The sequence below is a fragment of the Amycolatopsis sp. WAC 01376 genome, from assembly GCF_003947415.1.
Classification (GTDB): domain Bacteria; phylum Actinomycetota; class Actinomycetes; order Mycobacteriales; family Pseudonocardiaceae; genus Amycolatopsis.
Genome location: NZ_QHKL01000004.1, coordinates 427,701 through 445,822, shown reverse-complemented (window position 1 = coordinate 445,822; position 18,122 = coordinate 427,701). Strand labels below are relative to the sequence as shown.

Annotated in this window: 14 protein-coding genes; 4 read left to right on the top strand and 10 right to left on the bottom strand. The window is 69.2% G+C overall.

Annotated features, from left to right (window positions below; all coding sequences use genetic code 11):
* Window position 1 precedes the first annotated feature (1 nt).
* Window positions 2-2,125 carry a metallophosphoesterase gene (locus DMH03_RS24730; RefSeq protein WP_125794378.1) on the bottom strand — a complete coding sequence of 708 codons (2,124 nt, stop codon included), beginning with the start codon at window positions 2,123-2,125 and terminating at the stop codon, window positions 2-4.
* 190 nt (window positions 2,126-2,315) lie between these two features.
* Here DMH03_RS24730 and DMH03_RS24725 point away from each other — a divergent pair, with 190 nt between their 5' ends.
* Window positions 2,316-3,224: a helix-turn-helix transcriptional regulator gene (locus DMH03_RS24725; protein ID WP_125794377.1), complete on the top strand. Its 909-nt coding sequence runs from the start codon at window positions 2,316-2,318 to the stop codon at window positions 3,222-3,224.
* Here DMH03_RS24725 and DMH03_RS24720 read toward each other — a convergent pair whose 3' ends face one another.
* Window positions 3,225-3,872 (bottom strand): TIGR03943 family protein, encoded by a 648-nt coding sequence (locus DMH03_RS24720; RefSeq protein ID WP_125794376.1) that lies wholly within the window; start codon window positions 3,870-3,872, stop codon window positions 3,225-3,227.
* A complete protein-coding gene (locus DMH03_RS24715) occupies window positions 3,869-4,828 on the bottom strand; it encodes a permease (protein WP_125794375.1) in 960 nt (319 codons plus the stop codon). The genes DMH03_RS24720 and DMH03_RS24715 overlap by 4 nt, the downstream gene beginning before the upstream one ends.
* Window positions 4,829-4,984: 156 nt before the next feature.
* Between DMH03_RS24715 and DMH03_RS24710 the strand changes: the two genes are divergently transcribed.
* Window positions 4,985-6,595: a choice-of-anchor A family protein gene (locus tag DMH03_RS24710; RefSeq protein WP_125794374.1), complete on the top strand. Its 1,611-nt coding sequence runs from the start codon at window positions 4,985-4,987 to the stop codon at window positions 6,593-6,595.
* On the opposite strand, the gene DMH03_RS24705 is transcribed toward DMH03_RS24710, so the two are convergent.
* The gene (locus DMH03_RS24705; protein ID WP_125794373.1) at window positions 6,592-7,503 is read right to left on the bottom strand and encodes a DUF2268 domain-containing protein; all 912 of its coding nucleotides are present in this window, start codon (window positions 7,501-7,503) and stop codon (window positions 6,592-6,594) included. The two genes, DMH03_RS24710 and DMH03_RS24705, sit on opposite strands and share 4 nt — an antisense overlap.
* A gap of 137 nt (window positions 7,504-7,640) precedes the next feature.
* Entirely contained in the window at window positions 7,641-9,845 is a 2,205-nt protein-coding gene (locus DMH03_RS24700) for a hypothetical protein (protein WP_158633117.1), read from the bottom strand.
* A gap of 248 nt (window positions 9,846-10,093) precedes the next feature.
* Between DMH03_RS24700 and DMH03_RS24695 the strand changes: the two genes are divergently transcribed.
* Window positions 10,094-10,987, top strand: a complete 894-nt coding sequence (locus tag DMH03_RS24695; protein WP_125794371.1) for a hypothetical protein — start codon at window positions 10,094-10,096, stop codon at window positions 10,985-10,987.
* 465 nt (window positions 10,988-11,452) lie between these two features.
* On the opposite strand, the gene DMH03_RS24690 is transcribed toward DMH03_RS24695, so the two are convergent.
* On the bottom strand, window positions 11,453-12,124 hold the full coding sequence (locus DMH03_RS24690; protein WP_125794370.1) for a GntR family transcriptional regulator: 672 nt from the start codon (window positions 12,122-12,124) through the stop codon (window positions 11,453-11,455).
* On the bottom strand, window positions 12,121-13,554 hold the full coding sequence (locus DMH03_RS24685; protein WP_125794369.1) for an aldehyde dehydrogenase: 1,434 nt from the start codon (window positions 13,552-13,554) through the stop codon (window positions 12,121-12,123). The genes DMH03_RS24690 and DMH03_RS24685 overlap by 4 nt, the downstream gene beginning before the upstream one ends.
* A gap of 138 nt (window positions 13,555-13,692) precedes the next feature.
* On the opposite strand from DMH03_RS24685, the gene DMH03_RS24680 reads away from it, so the two are divergent.
* Window positions 13,693-15,138: a GMC family oxidoreductase gene (locus DMH03_RS24680; RefSeq protein WP_125794368.1), complete on the top strand. Its 1,446-nt coding sequence runs from the start codon at window positions 13,693-13,695 to the stop codon at window positions 15,136-15,138.
* On the opposite strand, the gene DMH03_RS24675 is transcribed toward DMH03_RS24680, so the two are convergent.
* Genes DMH03_RS24675 through DMH03_RS24665 form a run of 3 tightly spaced genes read right to left on the bottom strand, consistent with a single transcriptional unit; the run spans window position 15,122 to window position 18,113 of the window.
* Window positions 15,122-16,045, bottom strand: coding sequence for an alpha/beta hydrolase (locus DMH03_RS24675; RefSeq protein WP_125794367.1), 924 nt, complete (start codon window positions 16,043-16,045; stop codon window positions 15,122-15,124). The two genes, DMH03_RS24680 and DMH03_RS24675, sit on opposite strands and share 17 nt — an antisense overlap.
* On the bottom strand, window positions 16,042-17,001 hold the full coding sequence (locus tag DMH03_RS24670) for an aldo/keto reductase (RefSeq protein WP_125794366.1): 960 nt from the start codon (window positions 16,999-17,001) through the stop codon (window positions 16,042-16,044). The genes DMH03_RS24675 and DMH03_RS24670 overlap by 4 nt, the downstream gene beginning before the upstream one ends.
* An 8-nt stretch (window positions 17,002-17,009) precedes the next feature.
* Window positions 17,010-18,113 carry a zinc-binding dehydrogenase gene (locus DMH03_RS24665; RefSeq protein ID WP_125784398.1) on the bottom strand — a complete coding sequence of 368 codons (1,104 nt, stop codon included), beginning with the start codon at window positions 18,111-18,113 and terminating at the stop codon, window positions 17,010-17,012.
* Window positions 18,114-18,122: the final 9 nt, after the last annotated feature.

Below are 18,122 nucleotides of genomic sequence, written 5' to 3'. Positions count from 1 at the left end.
GCTACGCGCTGACGCGGATGTCGTCGACCGCGGACTCCCACAGCGACGCGGTGCTCGCGTCGGCGGCTTCGACCAGCAGCCGCACACTCCGTCCGGCGAACGACGACAGGTCCGCCGTCGCGGTCTGCCAGGCGCCCGCGACCTCGGTCGCGGAGCCGGTCTTCTCGAACACCGTCGTCGGCGTGGTGCCGTCGAGCACGCGGATCCGCAGGTGGTCGGCGGAAGTCGCGTTGTCGCCGTGCGCGAAGGTGTAGGAGAAGGTCAGCTTCCCGCCAGCCGGCACGGTGAACGACGGCGACGCCATTGACGACCCACCGCCGTCGAGGTCGTTGACGCCGTACTCCGATCCGGCCAGCCGCCCGGTGACCAGGCAGTTCGCGCCGCTGGTCGTGTCGCCGCGTTGCTTGATCTGGTTGCTGTAGGTCGAGGTTGTCTGCTCGGGATCGCCCCGTTCCCATTTGCCCGAGGTGGCGGTGTCCGCCCCGGCCGGGTTGAGCCGCCAGCCCTTGTCAGTCTCGAAGTCGTCGGCGAACGCCTCACCGCCCGCCGAGCCCACGCTCACCGTGACCTTCGCCGTCTGGGTCGTGGAGCCGGACGACCCGGTGACCGTTGCCGTCGCCGAACCGGACGCTGCTTCCGTCGCCGTCAAGGTCAGCGTCGCCGACGCGGTGCCGTTGGCGGGCGGGGTGACCGACGACGGCGAGATCGTGCCGGTCACTCCCGAAGGCAGGCCCGACACCGAAAGCGTGGTCGCCGAACTGAAGCCACCGGTGCTGCCGACGTTCACCGTCACCGAGGCCGTCCCGCCCGGTTTCACCGACACCGACGAGGGCGTGGTGCCGACGGAGAAGGCGGGGGAGGAGACGCCCTTCTTGCATTTGCCGGTCGCGGTGTCGGTGAAGGTGCGGCCCGACACCGGCACGAAGTCGCTGCGGTAGTCCGTCGCGCTCAGCGTCAGCTTCCCGACGCCGAAGGTGTTGGTGTTGCCCGCTTCCTGCACCGCGGCCGAAGACTGGTCGAAGTTGTAGTAACCCCGGCCGCCGGTACCGATCAGCAACTCGCGGACACCGTTCACATCGTCGCGTGTGCCGTCCGGCCGCGACGGCGCGTACCGCTGGTAGTTGTGGTCGTGGCCGACGACGATCAGGTCCGCCTTCGCGTTGTACAGCGCCTGGAAGAACGGTGTCACCGACGAGTCGTCGCCGTGCGTGCCCCGGCTGAACCGCGGGTGGTGGAAGAACGCGGCCGTACAAGGTTTCGTACTCGCCGCCAGGTCGTTCTTCAGCCAGGTCTCCTGCGTCGAACCGGTGCCGCGGGTGATGTTGGAGTTGAGCGCGACGAAATGCCAGTCACCGACGTCGAAGCTGTAGTAGCCCTTGCCGCGTTCACCGGCCCGCGTGCCGAAGTAGTCGAAGTATCCCGAGGCGCCGGACGTGTTGTACTCGTGGTTGCCCGGCGTCGGATAGGTAATGGACTTGAACTGGCCGTAATAGGGGTCGTAATTGTTCTTGTATTCGGACAGCGTGCCCGAGCTGTAGGCGTTGTCCCCGGCCAGGATCAGCGCCTGGGGATTCATGTTCTCGATCAGCGGCGCGGTCTGGTTGCACGAAGACCCGCAGACGTCGCCGACCGCCGCGACGGTCGTGGTCGCCGCGGCGAGCGGCCGGTCACCCGCCTGATAGGCGTCGATGGCGAAGCGGCTCGCGGGGTCGGCCAGCGCCGCCGAGACCCGTACGCAGTCGCCCTCGAACGCGCGGGTGTGGAAGGCCTTGCCCGGCCAGTGCTGAGCGGTGAGCGTGAACGATCCGGCGCCGCTGCCGGTCAGTGTCACGGAGTCGTTGCCGCGCAACGAAAGTTCCGTGAACCGGACGCGGAGCCAGTGCGCTCCGGGCGCACAGACGGACCGGGCGGCCATCATGGCGGCGCCGCCACCGGACACCGAGGCGGGGCCGCCGGTGACACCCGCCTCGGCCAGTTGCGGAACCTGATCGGCCACTTCGGGCACGGCGGGTGGCGCGGCTCCGCCTGCTTGCGGTTGCGCGGCGACCAGGAACGCCCCGACGGCCAGCGTCGAGGTCGCGACGGCGAGTGTCCGGCGGCGCCATCGGCTTGTGGTTGAGCGCATGGGAAATCCTCTTCGGTCAGCGACGGGAGGAAGTGAGATTCGGGAATTCCGGGGGATTCTTCCGACGATTCAGACCCTAATCACGGCCGGAGGAGCGTCAACGGAAAGTCGCCGAGGGGCTGGATAACTCTGAACGGAGCCCGGTTCACCCGACGAAAGTCGGGCGTTCCGGACGGTACGCTGCGCCTTCATGACGAGTCTCGCTCCGGCGGAATTCGGTGCCGCCCTGCGCGCCGCGATCGAACGCAGCGGGCTGAGTCTCAGCGAGATCAGCCGCCGCTTGCGTGACCACGAGACGCCGGTCAGCATCAGCGCGCTGAGCTATTGGCAGAATGGTGAGAACCGGCCGGAACGGGCCAGTTCGCTCGCCGCCGTGACCGCGCTGGAAACCATTCTCGGCCAGCGCCCGGAGACGCTCACCGGGCTGCTCGGCCCGCGGCGGCCGCGCGGCCGCTGGACCATCCGGGCCGACACCGCCCTGCCCTACGACCAGGTGTGGCGGCGGCCGGAGGAGGTGGCGCGCGCACTGGCCAAAATGGACGTGACGCCGGACGAACTCGACACCCCGAACCGGCTTTCGCAATACCTTTCCTACCGGGTGGACGGCGACGGGCACCAGGAATCGGTCCGGGTCCGGCGGCTGATCCGCGCCGATCACGACGGCACGTCGAGATTCGTCTTCGTGAGCCGGTGTTCCAGCATCACGCAGCCACCGGCCGTACTGTTCGCCGAAGGCTGCCGTCCGGCGCGGTTCCGCGCGGACGTCCCCTCGTCCACCTGCGTCTTCGAATTCGCTCTCGACCGCACCTTGGCCGCCGGCGAACTCGCCGTCGTCGCGTTCGGGGTGCGCTTTCCGCCGGGGCAAGCCAGAAAGCACGTCCAGATCGCGCTCTACCGCCCGGCCCGCGACGTCGCGGTGCAGATCGCCTTCGACCCGAAGCGGTTGCCGCGGCGGTGCGCCGGTTTCTTCCGGCCGCGCGGTTCGATGCCACCCGAGGAACGCTGCGAAGCGACGTTCGACCGGGACACCAGCACGTTCCAGTTCATCACGCTGGACCCGCAGCCCGGCCAGTACGGGATCCAGTGGAGCTGGACGTAGCTATTCGTAAGGCCGTTCGGGCGCGGCCACCGGCGTGACGGTTCCGACCTTGAGGAACGGGATGCGTTCGCCGTTGACGGCGTCCACCACGGACCCCGGCCGGAACGTTCCGGTGACCTCGATCCAGGTGTCGGGTTCGTGCGGGACGCTCCCGTCCAGCACGACCTTCACCGGGCGCCCGTCCGCGGCGCAGCAGGTCAGGATCATCCGCACGATCAGTGCCCCGCCGTCCGGGCCGGCGGCGGTGAAGCCGGTGAGCGCGACCCGTCTCGAACCGAGAGAACGGCCCTCGTCGAACACCGCGCGCGAGGCGTAGTCCAGGACGGTCACCTTCACCGGGTCGCCGTCGGGCAGCGGCGGGTACTCGTCCGAGCGGGCCAGTGCCGTGCCCGCGTTGCCCGCCGCGTAACTGCCGAGCGGTTGCGGGGAGACCAGCAGCAACGCGAGGACCGGAAGCGGGAGCAGCCAGGCCACCTTCGGATGACGATGGCGGTTCGCCGCCGCCAGGACCAGGACCAGGACGCCCGAGGCGAGCAGGAACGGCCAGAGCCCTTCCTTCACATAGCGCAGGTATTGGCCGGTCAGGCAGACCTTGACCACGGCCGCGCCCAGCAGGAGCAGCACGACGGTCGCCGCGGTCCGGTTCACCAGAGCACCGCCCCGGTCACGGCCGCGCAGGCGAGGGCGACCACGAACGTGGCGGGCGCGAACCGGACGGCGAACCGCCTGCCGAAGGTTCCGGCCTGCATGGCGAACAGTTTCAGGTCGACCATCGGCCCGACCACCAGGAACGCCAACCGGGCGGTGAGCGAGAACTGGGTCAGCGAGGCGGCGACGAAGGCGTCCGCCTCGCTGCAGATCGACAACAGGACCGCCAGCAGGGCCAGCGCGAGAACACTGAGCACCGGATTGTCCGCGACGGCCTGGAGCCAGCGGCCGGGGACCAGGACGTTGAGTGTCGCGGCGGCCATGGCGCCGACGACCAGGAATCCGCCCGCGTGCACCAGGTCGTGGCCTGCCGCTCCGGCGAACGCCCGCCAGCGCGTGTCACCGTGGGCGTGTTCGGGCAGCTTGATCCACTCCGTCCGGCCGAGGCCGAGCCACAGCCAGCCCATCACGACCGACGCGGCGAGACCGGCCGCCGCCCTGGCGAAGACCATCGACGGCTGATCGGGGAACGCGATCGCCGTGGCGGCCAGTACGACCGGATTGAGGGCGGGGGCCGCGAGCAGGAACGCCAGCGCGGCGGCCGGGGTGACCCCTTTGCGCACCAAGGCGCCGGCGACCGGGACCGAACCGCATTCGCATCCCGGCAGCACCATTCCGCTCGCCGCGGCCGCCGGAACCGCGAGAACGGGATGTTTCGGAAGGACTTTCGCGAAGAATTCGCGCGGGACGAAGACCGCGATCGCCGCGGAAAGGGTCACGCCGAAAGCGAGGAACGGAACGGCCTGGAGCACGATCGAAACGAAGACCGTCGTCCAGGTCTGCACGATCGGTGTCCCGAGGACATCGTCAAGCGGGCCTCGGACGAGCAGAACGACAACGAGAAGGCCCGCGAGCACTTCCACCGAACCGACGCGCCTGTCCACTTCGGTCTTCACCGGCCCGACTCTAGGGTTTCCGCCATCCACCAGGAATTTCGTCGTCTGGATAACACTGGACGACCACGAATGGGGTGGGTTACCTTCCTCGCCCGGTCGGGGGTATTTCCGGTTTCGAGTTGTGGTCACCCGGTCGAAGGGCACAAGAATCGCCCCATGCGTGCAAGGCGGTTCGCCTCCCTTTCTGCCGGTGCCGCCGCCGCGGTGTGCGTGGCGGCCCTCGTGGTCACCGACGGCGCGGTCGCCGCCCCCTTACCGGGCGGCCTGGGACCGTGCGTCGGATCCGCCTGCCCGGACAAATACCCGCCGGTGAACAACAAGGACTACGCGGGCCGGGACAACGGCATCAACGTCTATGTCGGCGGCGAATTCCAGGTACGCGAAGCGGCGGCGGAAGCCGAAGGGCGAGTCGTCGTCCTCGGTGATTTCGACATGGCGAAACGCGCGGGCGCGTCGTCCATCTACAACGTCGGCGTCGCCGGTGTCGGATCACGCGTGCCACCGCCGGACGGCGCGGACTTCCTGAGCACGGGCGGGAACGTCAGCATCGCGACCGGCCAGCGGCTGCTCGCCGAGGACGGTGTCGTCCGGCACGCGGGAACCGTCACCGGGACGGTGATCGGCAAACTCGAAAAGGATCCCGACGCGGTGAAACCCTATGTGGGCCTGCGCGAGGATCTTCGGGTGGCCAGCAAGTGCTACGCGCGGGAAGGCACGACGCCGCGTCCGGCCACGGGCACGGCGGTCAACCAGGGATACCGCACCCTGTTCACCGGGGACGGCAAATCCGCGCTGCAGGTGTTCACCGTGGACTTCGACCTGACCGGCGCCACCGGCGGCATGCAGGGGATCGAGTTCGAAGGCATCCCGGCGGGAGCCACGATCCTGGTCAACATGGTGGGGGCAGCCCGGACGATCAACACCTACACCGGAGATTTGAACGACCAGGACCCGCTGAACAAACTGCGGGAACGGCTCCTGTGGAACTTCCCGGACGCCACCCGGGTGAAGATCGCCGGTGGCGCCCAGTTCCAGGGGAGCGTGCTGATCGGCGAGCCGGGGAGCACCGCGACCATCACCGCGTCCGGGATGAACGGCCGCTTCTTCACCACGGGCTCGCTCGTGCACACCTCCGAGGCGACCGGTGGGGGCGGGCAGGAGTTCCACGCCTACCCGTTCGACGGCGACCTGCCCGAATGCGTCAGCACGCCGACCACGACGCCGAGCAGCTCCACTTCTTCTTCTTCTTCTTCTTCTTCTTCTTCGAGTTCGACTTCGACGAGCAGTTCGACCACGACGAGCAGTAGTTCCACGACGACCAGCAGCTCGGCCACGTCGACTTCGCCCACTTCCACCTCGACGGCGCCGACTTCGACCACGGCGACCTCGACGACGCCGACCTCGTCGAGCCAGACGAGCACCACCTCTACGTCCACGTCCAGCAGCAGTTCGGCGCCGAGCAGCAGTTCCTCCAGCAGCTCCACGTCGTCGAGTCCGACGAGCAGCACCGCTACCTCTTCGAGCTCGAGTAGCACGTCACCGACGACCAGCAGCTCGTCGAGCACGACGCCGGTCCCTGGGGTGACCGTCACGACCACACCGGGCCAGCCGGGAGCGACCACCCCGGGTGGCGGGCCGAGCGACAGTGGACCGCTGGCCTCGACCGGCAGCGAGATCCGGGGACTGCTGGTCTCCGGCCTGTTCCTGCTGCTCCTCGGTGGCGCGCTGGTGGTGCTCACGATCCGGTCGAGGCGCCGCGAGTCCTAGTGTCCTGCGTCGGAAGTTCGCGTGGACACCTGGGCGAGCGCGGTGTCGATGACGTCGCGGCGGTCCGCTAGCAGGGCTTCCGCGGCGGTCCGGCCGGTCGCCGCCAGGTAAGCGTCGACGAGCCGGTTCCCGACCGCGTACCCCGCACCGGCCGGCAGGCCGACAGGAGTGCCGCCGTAGCGGGCGGCGGTCTCGTCGCCGTGCACCCAGGCCGCGAAGTTCTGCATACCGGTGATTTCCAGCCCGGAGACGACCTTCGCGAACACGGCGTCGTCGTGTAGATGCGGCACACCGATGCGGGCGTAGCCGAGTTCGTCGCCGTACAACTGGCGGGCGAAGGCGTCCGCCAGCCCTTCGGACACGATCTGCTCGCCGACGGTGACCGTCGCCGGATCCCAGATCACCCCGCCGGGGCTGTAGCGCAGGTTGTGGTTCAGCTCGTGGACAGCCGTGGCCTCCAGCCGCGCCAGGTTCTCCGGATACGGCCAGAAATTGAGGTGGATGTAGCCGGAGACACTGCCGTTCGCCGTCATCCCCAGGTTCGGGCCCATGAAGTGCGCGTCGCCGGGATCACCCAGCACGGTGAGGACGGTGATGTCCGGCACCGTGAGCCCTGGCGTCGCCGCGAGCTGTGCAGTGAGGGCGTCGTCGAGCGCCCGCTGGATCCGGCTCCAGGCGTCCGCTTCGTGGAGCGCTTCGATCGCCTCCAGGCAACGTTCCTCGTCGCGGTCGAGCGGGAACCCGGAACTCATCGCGTGCATCGCGACGACGTCCACGTCGCCGGGGAAGTAGCGGTACATCCCGGCGGCGGGTTCGATCATCGCCTTGAGCAGCGCGGCGCGGTCCGCTCGCGGCGCGCGCAGGATCTTCCGCATCGCGGGGTAGGTGTCGAGAACCTTGATCGTCATGGAAGCGACGGTAAAGGCTCTAGTGGGAGGAGACTCAAGCCTCGTGAGTGGTGATTCGTGCTCCCAATGTGGCATTGGGGACGGTGAGTGTCCCCAATGCCACATTGGGAGCGCCGCGGCACAAGCTCACCTGTCGCCTACTGATGAAGGGCGAGGCCGCCGGCGATGGCCTTGACCCCGGTCAGACCGGGGACCTGCACCGGAACCGTGGTGTAGTACGGGTAATTCATGACCGCGCCGCCCAGCCCGAGGTCCTGGTTGCTGCCCCAGCCCAGGACGGTGCCGTCCGCGCGTACGGCATAACCGGCTCCGATGGCCTTCGCGTCGGTCACATCGCGGACCTGGACCGGGGTCGACGACGTGCAGTCCGAGCAGTCCGAGCCGTTGCCGAGCCCGCCGCTGCTGTTGTCACCCCAGGCGAACACGGTGCCATCGGATTTCAGGGCGAAGGCGCGTGCCCAGTTACCGGTCACGGCGGTGGCCCCGCTCAATCCGGTCACCGGCACCGGGACCCGCGAAACACAGGTCGACGTGCACGCGACACCGTTCCCCAGTTGACTCTTGGAGTTGTCACCCCAGGCCGCGACCGTGCCGTCCGTTTTGACGGCGTACCCGCTGGCGCCGGTTCCCGCGCCGATCGACTTGATCCCGCTGAGCCCGGAGACGCGCACCGGGGTGGCGGAGCTCGCGGAGGTGGAGCCGTTCCCGAGTTCACCGCGGGTGTTGCCGCCCCACGACCACACGGTGCCGTCGGATTTCAGCGCGTACCCGGTTTCCCTCGCCGCCGCGATGGCGGTGACCCCGGTCAGTCCGGCGACCTGGACCGGCGCGTTGACGTTCTGGCCCCACTGCCACACGGTGCCGTCGGTCTTCAGGGCGTAGCCCCTGGTGTCGCCGCTCGCGATGGCCTTGACGGAGGTCAGCCCCACGACCGGAACCGGCGACTGCGAGGTGGTGGCGGCGCCCGCCCACCAGCCGTTGCCGAGCCGTCCTGCCGAGGCGGCGCCCCAGGCCCGGACGGTGCCGTCGGTACGCAGCGCGTAACCGCTGTCGGCCCATCCGGCGAGCGCGACGACATCACTCAAACCGCTGAACGGCTTCATCGTCATCGGAGTCCCGGCGCCCTGCTCCCAGGAGTAGGAACCCCAAGTGGTCACGCAGTTCGCCACGCAGTCGGCGGGCGGCAGCGTGAAGTAGCCGGACAGGTCGGCGGTCACGTCGATCGAGCCGGCGCGGTTGTGGACGTAGGTCGTGCGCATCAGGTCGGCGGCCGTGCCCGGCGACTGGAAGATCGCCTCGACCAGCGGGGCGACCGCCACCGAGATGGTCTGTCCTGGAGCCACGTGCACACTGGCGGGCGGCTCACTGCTCGACCGGTTCTCCCAGGCGGTGATGGCGGTGTTCTCGGTCGCCGAGTACCCGGTCAGGTTCAACGCCAAGGCGAGCGCGTGGGAAGGAATCGACGGCTGGAGCCGGTAGGAAAGGTCACTTTTCGGGCCGATCCTCTTGGCCTGACCGTCGAAGACACCGAGACCGCTACGGCTGTCGAGAACCCGTTCCGGCGTCACCGGGGTGAAGAGCGCACCGTAGTCACTGGCGTAGAAGCCGACCACGTTGGCTTCCACTCGCACTGTGCCCGCCAGGTTGTACAGGTCGATCGAGCGGTTGGCGCCGATCTTGACCGTGATCAGGTTCGAGCCCGTGCCGCCCGGATAGGCGGCGACGCTGGACATGGTCGGTCGCGGGGTGGCGGCGGGGGAGGCGGTGAGATACGTGGCCACGGTGGGCTGGCTCAGCGTCACACTGAACGTGACCGCGGTGGCCGTCGCGGGCACCTGGCCGGTCAAGCTCAGCCGGGTCGTGGCGTTGGGGCCGATCGAGTCGATCGGCAGCCGCGACGCGCTCACCGGCGTGTACCGCGATCCCGGGGCGGTCGTGTAGTAACCCATGATGCTCGCGATGAGGTGGGTCGACCCGGACTCGTTGTAGAAGTCCAGCTTCCGGTCGGCGCTCACCTGCACGGTGACCTGATTGGACCGTCGCTTGCCGTTCTGCACGAGCAGGTTCGGCAAGCCCGGCCGCGCGGTGCCGTGCGGGAAGACGGTCACCGCGGTGTCGGCGGTCGGGCCCTCCGCCCAGAGGTTCAGCACGACCGCGGTGGTGCCTTCGGGCGCGAGGCTCGCGGCGCTGCCGGTGACCGTGGTGCGCGCGCCCACCGGCCCGACCGGGATCCCGACGCCGCGGACGGTGTCCAGGAACCGGGTCGGCTGGACGGCGGTGAAGCTCGACGCCGGTGAAGTGAGGGCCGTCGCGGGTGCCGCCTCGGCGGCGAAGCCCGTCACGACCGACGAAAACGTGAGGATCCCTGCGGCCAGAGCCGCCACTCGGGATCTGAAAGTCGACAGTGGACGCGAAGTATCCAGTGCGGGACTCATGTACCCCCCAGTAAAGGCCCGGATCGGGCTTCCGGAATTTACCTTTCTCCCGGCCCGTCCCGGTAGCGGCCGTTCAGGCTAGTGCGGCGACCCTGAGGCCGGACAAGGGAAAAGCCCGGATGCCCTTGCCGCCGCCCCCCTCTACCGTCGTGATCATGATCCGACGCATACTGCTGACGGTGCTCGCCGGTGCGGCGGTCCTGCTCGTGCCCTGGACCGTCTACCTCGCGCATACGCTGCCCGACCGGTACGACACCGGCCAGTGGCGCGCGGCCTGGGTCGGGTTCGACGTCGCACTCCTGCTCTGCTTCGCGGCCGGAGCGTGGCTCGGGTTGCGTCGCCGCCGGGCGGCCGTGCCGCTGCTGTCCGCCACGGCCGCGATGTTGTGCTGCGACGCGTGGTTCGACGTCATGCTCGGCTGGACGTCGCCCGACCGGTGGACCAGCGTCGCGCTGGCCGTCCTCGTCGAGATCCCGGTCGCCGTGCTGCTGGCCCTCGCCGCGCGGCGGCTGTTGAGCACCGCGCTGCCGCGGCGATCGGTCACGTTGCGGGACATCGCGATGCGGGAGGACCCGCGATACCACCGGGTGACGCGCGAGCTTCCCGGCGATACGGAGGCGGTCGCGCGCCGGACGGGACTGGAGCGTACCGAAGTCACCAAATGCCTGAACACTTTGCGGGACAACGGTTTCGTTCGCCGTGGTCGGAAAGGGAACTGGATCGCGATCCCGCAAGACCTGCGTGAACCGAGGCCGGAGGACTACGACGGCGCGGATCGGGAACGGGTCGCGGCGTTCCTCGACGCGAAGTACGCGGACGAGGTCGCCTTGCTGTCCTGGGCCGCGGAGCACCGCGACGAGTTCGGCCCGTGGTCGACGGCGCAACGGACTTCGGCGCGGTTGACCGAGGAGGAGTTCCGCGAACTGGACGTGGAGTACCGCGAGCTGATCACGCGGTACTGCCGGCGCCGTCGTCGTCCGGTGGAGGGTGAGAAGGAACTTTCTGTGCGCTTCTACGCGTTCCCGCCGCCCGAGACCGTCCCGACCTAGGGATGCCGCCAGAGGTGAAGCGGAGCGGTTGGAGTGAGCCTCTGCCCCAGAGTGTCCATAAAGGACAACTTTGCCGGTTGGATGTCCGCTTGATGGCTGTATGTGCGGTTGCGCGAGGGGGTCGTGAGGGGTAAGTCGAACGTGTTGTGGCGCGGGGCCGGTGTCGCTTCTGCGTAGGCGTTCTCCTGGTAGTGAGGGCCTCTTTGCCTACTCTGAGGGTAGGGAAGGAGGCTTTCGCTACCGTCAGATGTGATCCCTGGTGACCGTGGGACGGTTGTGACCTCGGCGGCCGGTCGTGAAGTACATGAAGGCCCCCTTCCTTGCGCTAGACGCAAGGAAGGGGGCCTTCATGTACTTCGGCAACGCGTGACTCGCGTGTCTGGATGCCGCACTCGAGAGTGCGGAGTCTGAACACGCGAGTGCGGTGTCGCGTCACCCAGCCACCGTCTCACCACTTACGACGGCCTAGGGATGCCGCCAGGCCAGGAACGTCTCCAAAGTGGTCAACCGGTGTTCCCGCACGGCCAGTTCGATCTCCCCGGCCGGCGCGTTCCGATCGAACAGGTCGAGGATGTTCTGGTGCTCCCGCACGGAGTCGTGCGCGCGGCCGGGGACGAAGCTGAACGTCGACGTGCGCAGCCCGGCCAGCCGGTTCCAGCCGCGGTTGACCAGATCGAGCACCTGGGGATTGGGGCAGGTGCCGAACAGGACGCGGTGGAAGTCGCGGTTCAGCGCGGTGAAGCGCGACGGCTCGAAGTTGTCCAGGCAGGCGGTCAGTTCCGCGTTGAGTCCCTTGGCCTCGTCGAGTGCCTTGCCGGGCAACGTCGGCGCCGCCAGTGCGGCGGCGTACCCCTCGACCAGCGCGAGGGTCTGCATGGTGTGCTGGTAGTCGCGTTCGTCGGCCATCGCGACCTGCGCGCCGACGTTGTGCTCGTAGGTCACCAGCCCCTCGGCTTCCAGCCGCCGGACCGCCTCGCGCACGGGTACGGTGCTGACCCCGAGTTCCTGCGCGATCTGCCCGAACACGAGGCGGTAGCCGGGGGAGAAGGTGCCGTCGTCGATCCTCGCTTTGATCCAGTGGTAGGCGATCTGCGACTTGCTCATCGCGGTCGAGTTCACCGCGTCGCCGGCGGTCACGAGTAGTGCAGCCAGACTGACTTGATCTCGGTGTAGGCGTCGATCGCCCATGGCCCCATCTCGCGGCCCCAGCCCGACGCCTTGTAGCCGCCCCAGGGCGCGGCCATGTCCGGGATCGGCGGCATGTTGACGAACACGGCGCCCGCCCGGATGCCGTTAGCGAACCGCTGCGCGACGCCGAGGTCGCGGGTCCACACGGTGGCCGCGAGCCCGTACTCGGTGTCGTTCGCCCGTGCGAGCAATTCGTCCTGATCGTCGTAGGCGGTGACGGCGAGGACCGGCCCGAAGATCTCTTCGCGCATGATCGTCATGTCGTCGGCCACTCCGGCGAACAGCGTCGGCGAGTAGAAGTAGCCTTCGCGGTCGATGCGCCGGCCGCCGGTGACCAGATCGGCGCCCTGCTCACGGCCGGTCGAGACGAGGAAGTCCACGTGCTCGCGGTGCTTCGCGGACACGAGGGGCCCGAGCTGAGTGGACTCGTCCAGGCCCGGCCCGAGCTTGAGGCCTTCCAGCCCGGCGGCGAGTTTCGCGACGAACTCCTGCTCGCGTTTGCGGTCCACGAAGAACCGGGTGTACGCGGCACAGACCTGTCCGCTGTTCAGCGTCGCACCCGCGAGGTTGCCCGCGACGGCGGCGTCGATGTCGGCGTCAGCGGCGATGATGCTGGGTGCCTTGCCGCCGAGTTCGAGGGTGAGCCGCTTGAGGTTCGACTCCGCGCTGGCGGCCGTGATCAGCTTCCCGACGGCGGTCGACCCGGTGTAGGACAGGTGGTCGACGTCGTTGTGCTTGCTCAGGAGCGCGCCCACCGCACCGTCGCCGGTGACCAGGTTGACCACCCCCGGCGGGAACCCGGCCTCGTGTACGAGTTCCACCAGCCGGATGCTGGTCAGCGGCGTGACCTCGCTGGGCTTGATCACCACGGTGTTGCCGGTGGCCAACGCGGGCGCGAGCTTCCACACCAGGATCATCAGCGGGAAGTTCCACGGCGTGATCAGCGCGTTCACCCCGACCGGCTCGCGGCGGGTGTAGTGCAGCGTGTCCGGGAAGGACACCGGGTTGGTGGTGCCCTGGATCTTGGTCACCCAGCCCGCGAAGTACCGCAGATGCTCGGCCGCGCCGGTGACGCTGACCTGGCGGGAGATGCCGATCGGCTGACCCTGGTCGCGGGTCTCGAGCGCGGCCAGCTCCTCGTGGTGCTCCTCGACCAGCGACGCCAGTTTGAACAGCAGCGCGGCCCGCTGGACCGGCAGCAGTCCCGCCCAGGCGGGGTCGTTCAAGGCTTTCCGTGCGGCGCCGACGGCCGCGTCGACGTCGGCGGACGATGCGGTGCCGACGTCCTCGATCACCTGGCCGGTGGCCGGATCGTACGTCGGCAGGGACCCGCCTCCCGCGGTGGTCCACTGTCCGTCGATGAACAGGCGTGTGGCCATGGCTAGCTCCTCCTCGACCGGTGTGTGATCGAGTATCGGGCGCCACGCGGTCCCCGGTCTTGCCCGCCAGGGCACGCCGATTGTCGGCCAGCGAACCGAATCCGCCGGACGGGGCCGCGCCTTGCGAGGGTGAAGGACATGGACGTCATCGTGGTGGGAGCGGGTTCGGCCGGTTCGGTGGTCGCCAGGAGACTGGCCGACTCCGGGGCGTGGGTCACCCTGCTCGAAGCGGGCGGGCCGGACACCAACCCGGCCATCCACGATCCCTCGCGGGCGGGGGAGCTGTGGCACGGGCCGGAGGACTGGGACCACTACACGGTGCCGCAGCCGCACGCGGCGAACCGGCGGCTGCATCTGCCGCGCGGCAAGGTGCTCGGCGGATCGCATTCGCTCAACGCGATGATCTGGGTGCGCGGCGCCCCGGCGGACTACGACGGCTGGGATCTGCCCGGCTGGCGGTGGGACGACGTGCGCCCGGTGTTCGAACGGATCGAGAAGGATCTGCTCGACGTCGTGCCGAACGAGCCGTTGCACCCGATCCAGCAGTCCATTGTGGACGCGGCAGTGCAGATCGGCCTGCCGTTCAACCCGGACTACAACGGCGACGAGCTGGACGGCGTCTCGGTGCAGCGAGTCACCACACGCGACGGCAAACGGCTCAACACCTGGCTCGCCTACGGGCAGCCCGCCGCCGAACGGATGACCGTCCACACGGGAGCGCTCGTCCACCGGTTGCTCTTCGAGGGCGACAAGGTGACCGGTGTGCTGGCCGAGGTCGACGGCGAACTGCGCAAGGTCTTCGCCGACGAGGTCGTGCTCGCCGCCGGCGCGCTGGCGTCACCGGCGATCCTGCTGCGCAGCGGTGTCGGTCCGGCGGGCGAACTGGCCGCGCACGGCATCGACGTCGTGGCGGATCTGCCGGGGGTGGGCAAGAATCTGCACGACCATCTGCTCTCGCCGGTCATCTTCGCGACAGACCGCCGTCAGGTCGACCCGCCCGCGCCCGGCCGCTCGGTGACCCAGACTCATCTGTTCTGGCGCAGCCGTCCCGGCTTGGCGGTGCCCGACACGCAGCCGATCCATTTCAGCGTGCCGATGTACGAGTCGTGGATGACCGGCCCGGAGACCGGGTTCTCGCTGATGGCGGGCATGGTCACGCCGCGCAGCCGGGGCAGTCTCCGGCTTTCGGGGCCGAGCCCGCTCGACGAGCCGTTGATCGACCTCGCCGCGCTGGAAGACCCGGCCGACTTCGAGAGCCTGGTCGCGTCGGTGGAGCAGTGCCGGGAGATCGGCCGGGCGGCCGCGCTGGCGGAGGACTGGGGTGCCCGCGAGCTGTATCCGGGACCGGACGCCGACGTCCGCGAGTACGTCCGGCGGACCGCGATCACTTACCACCACCAAGTCGGAACCTGCCGGATGGGCACCGACGCCGAATCCGTGGTCGACCCGGAGCTCGCCGTCCACGGTTTGAGTGGACTCCGGGTCGCCGACGCGTCGGTGCTGCCGCGGGTGACCACGGGCAACACCAACGCACCGGCGGTGCTGGTCGGCGAGCAGGCCGCCCGGTTCATGCTCGGCCGATAGTGCGGCGCAGCCAGGAGGCCCGGGCGGCGAGCGCGGTCCGGGTCACCTCGCTGTCCGGGGCGATCCGGTCGAAACCGTGGTACGCGCCCGCCCAGACGTGCAGTTCCGTGGGCACACCCGCCTGCCAGAGGCGCCGCGCGTAGTCGACGTCCTCGTCGCGGAAGATCTCGGCCGCGCCGACCTCGATGAAGGCGGGCGGTAGCCCGGTGAGGTCCTCGGCGGTCGCTGGGACCGCGTACGGCGACGTCTGTCCATTCAGGAGGGATCGCCAGCCGAACTCGTTGGCGGCCCGGCCCCACACGCCGCGTTCGGCGAATTCCACTGTGGACGCGGAGTTGTTGCGGCTGTCGATCATCGGGCACAGCAGCAGCTGACCGGCGAGCGCCGGCCCGCCGCGATCCCTGGCGAGCAAGGCGATTCCCGCGCTCAGCCCGCCTCCCGCACTGCCGCCGCCGACGATCAGACGGGCGGGGTCGAAGCCGAGTTCGTCCGCATGCTCGACCATCCAGGTCAAGCCCGCGTAGCAGTCCTCCAGCGGCGCCGGATGCGGGTGCTCGGGGGCCAGCCGGTAGTCCACGGTCACCGCGGCGAAGCCGAACTCCTCGACCAGTGCGACCATCCGGGGCAGGTCGGCGAACCGGTCGTCCAGCACCATGCCGCCGCCGTGGATGTTGTAGAACCCCGGCGCGCCCCGGGCGTCCCGCGGCTTGACGACGGTGACGACCACCCCGGTACCGGGCACTTGCCGGTCTTCCCAGACGAGATCCCGGTCGCCGATCGCCTCGGCACAACCCAGGTTCCCGTCGGCCATCGCCTGCCGGATGCCCGCCAGCGAGTCGGTGCCCAACGGTGGTCCCGTCGGCAATCCTTCGAGGGCCGCGGTGAGTTCGGGGTCGAAGGCCGTCACGGTCCCTCCGGATCGACGACGCCCCGGTCGGCCCAATACGGCTCGACGAGCTCGCCGAGCAGGCCCGCGCCGACGCGCTCGACGAGGTCCACCGCGCCCAGGTTGTCCTTGAGCTGATCGGTGCTCGTCGCGCCGAAGAGGGTGGTCGTGTTGGCCGGATGGGTGAGGGTGAACGCGAGGCACAGCTGCGCCGGGGTGACGTCCAGTTCGGTCGCGATCTTCGCCAGTTCCGGAGCGGAGGCGGCGATGCGTTCGCGGATGTCACCTGGGTCGCGGCCGACCTGGCGCGCGCCGCTGTTCTTGCCCAGCAGGATCCCGCCTTCGAAGATGTCCGAGGACTGGAGCGTGACCCCGAGGTCGCCGAAGACCTTCTTGAAGGGCTCACCGTCCGGAATGGACCGTCGCGCGACGCTGTACTTCAGCTGCGCGATGGCGGGTCCGGGCACGTTCTCCGCCGCGGCGAAGTCGTGCAGAGCCTGGATCGTGGCGGCGGACCAGTTGTTCACACCCCACTGCCGGATGAGCCCGGCCTCGCGGAGCTCGTTCAGGTCCAGCACCAGTTGGTGCAGATCGGTGTCGTCGCGACGGAGATCGCCCAGCACAACCAGATCGGCGTGCTCGACACCGGCGCGGAACAGCGCGTTGTCCAATTGGTCGCGGAGGTTGTGCTCCGGATAGCCCTCCAGCCACAGCTTGCTCGAAAGCAGGTAGTCGTCGCGGCGGAGCCCGGCCGCGCGGACCATGGCGGAGAACAGGACGTCGGTGAAGACCGGTGTGGCGCCGGGGAAACCGTACACGCCGACGTCGAAGAGCGTGATCCCGGAATCGACCGCGGTGCGGACCAGGTTCACCGCCTCGCGGAAGTCCATCCGGTCGTAGGTGTGCCAGGAGCCGAGCGAGAGCACGCCGGTGAGCGGCCCGTCGCGGCCGATCCGGCGCTGGGGGATGACGGACATGGGGTCTCCTAGGGCAAACGGGGGTCGATGACGGCCTTGAGTTCGCCGAGCCGCGACATCGACTCGACGCACTTCGAAGCTTCGGACAGGCCGACGGGCGCGCTGAACAGCTCGTCCCACGGCAGCCGGTCGGCGAACGTGCGGAAGAAGTCCACCGAGCGGTGGTAGTCGGCGATGTCGCCGTTGAGTGAGCCGACGACCGTGAGTTCCTTGCCCATCACGGTGCCCAGCGCCACGGGGGAGGGCGCGGGACCGGTGGAACCGACGATCGCGACCGTGCCGCGCTGGGCGGCGAACGCCACCGCCTCCTCGCCGATGGTCGGCCCGCCGGCGAAGTCGAAGACGTGGTCGGCGCCCCGGCCGCCGGTGAGTTCCTTGACCCGCTCGATGCGGTCTTCCGTGCTGCCGTCGACGGGGATCGTCGCGGTGGCCCCGAAACGTTCGGCCGTCTTCAATCGGTCGGCGGGTCCTCCGATGGTGATCACGTCACCCGCACCGGAGATCCGCGCGACGGCGGTGGCGAACACACCCAGCGCGCCCGCACCTTGGACCACGACCGTCGCGCCCGGTCGGATCCCACCCGAACGTGACACGGCCCGCAGCACGGTTTTGCCCGCGCAGCCGGACATCGAGGCCCAGGTGTCCTTGACGTCGTCCGGCAGCAGGAGTTTGGCCGCGCCGGGAGTCACGTAGCAATACCGGACGAGGCCGCCGGTCGCGTACGGGAAGACGTCGGAGCGCTGAAGGAAGCCGTATCCGCGCTTCTCGCAGGCGACCGGTTCCCGCAGGATCGTGCAGCCGTAACACTTTCCGCACGTCGACTCGGACCAGCCGATGCGGTCGCCCTCGGCGATCTCGCGGCCGAGGGTGTCGGTGGTGCCAGGTCCGACGGCCACCACCTCGCCGACCATTTCGTGACCCAGCACCATCGGGAGCATGCCGGGGAAGGTCATCTGGCCGGACCAGAGGTGCACGTCGGTGCCGCACAGCGTGGTGCAGGTGATCCGGACCAGCGCGGCGCCCGGTTCCGGCTCCTCGGGCAGCGGTAGTTCCCGCAAGGTGAGCGCGGAGCCGTGTTCGGTGAGCACCGCCGCTTCGGTTCTGTTGACCATCTTTTTAGT

Bases quoted from the DNA above. Each gene is read 5' to 3' on its own strand.
- DMH03_RS24665 (WP_125784398.1), bottom strand. From the start codon at position 18,113: ATGGTCAACAGAACCGAAGCGGCGGTGCTCACCGAACACGGCTCCGCG.
- DMH03_RS24705 (WP_125794373.1), bottom strand. From the start codon at position 7,503: ATGACGATCAAGGTTCTCGACACCTACCCCGCGATGCGGAAGATCCTG.
- DMH03_RS24680 (WP_125794368.1), top strand. From the start codon at position 13,693: ATGGACGTCATCGTGGTGGGAGCGGGTTCGGCCGGTTCGGTGGTCGCC.
- DMH03_RS24730 (WP_125794378.1), bottom strand. From the start codon at position 2,125: ATGCGCTCAACCACAAGCCGATGGCGCCGCCGGACACTCGCCGTCGCG.
- DMH03_RS24685 (WP_125794369.1), bottom strand. From the start codon at position 13,554: ATGGCCACACGCCTGTTCATCGACGGACAGTGGACCACCGCGGGAGGC.
- DMH03_RS24725 (WP_125794377.1), top strand. From the start codon at position 2,316: ATGACGAGTCTCGCTCCGGCGGAATTCGGTGCCGCCCTGCGCGCCGCG.
- DMH03_RS24695 (WP_125794371.1), top strand. From the start codon at position 10,094: ATGATCCGACGCATACTGCTGACGGTGCTCGCCGGTGCGGCGGTCCTG.
- DMH03_RS24670 (WP_125794366.1), bottom strand. From the start codon at position 17,001: ATGTCCGTCATCCCCCAGCGCCGGATCGGCCGCGACGGGCCGCTCACC.
- DMH03_RS24710 (WP_125794374.1), top strand. From the start codon at position 4,985: ATGCGTGCAAGGCGGTTCGCCTCCCTTTCTGCCGGTGCCGCCGCCGCG.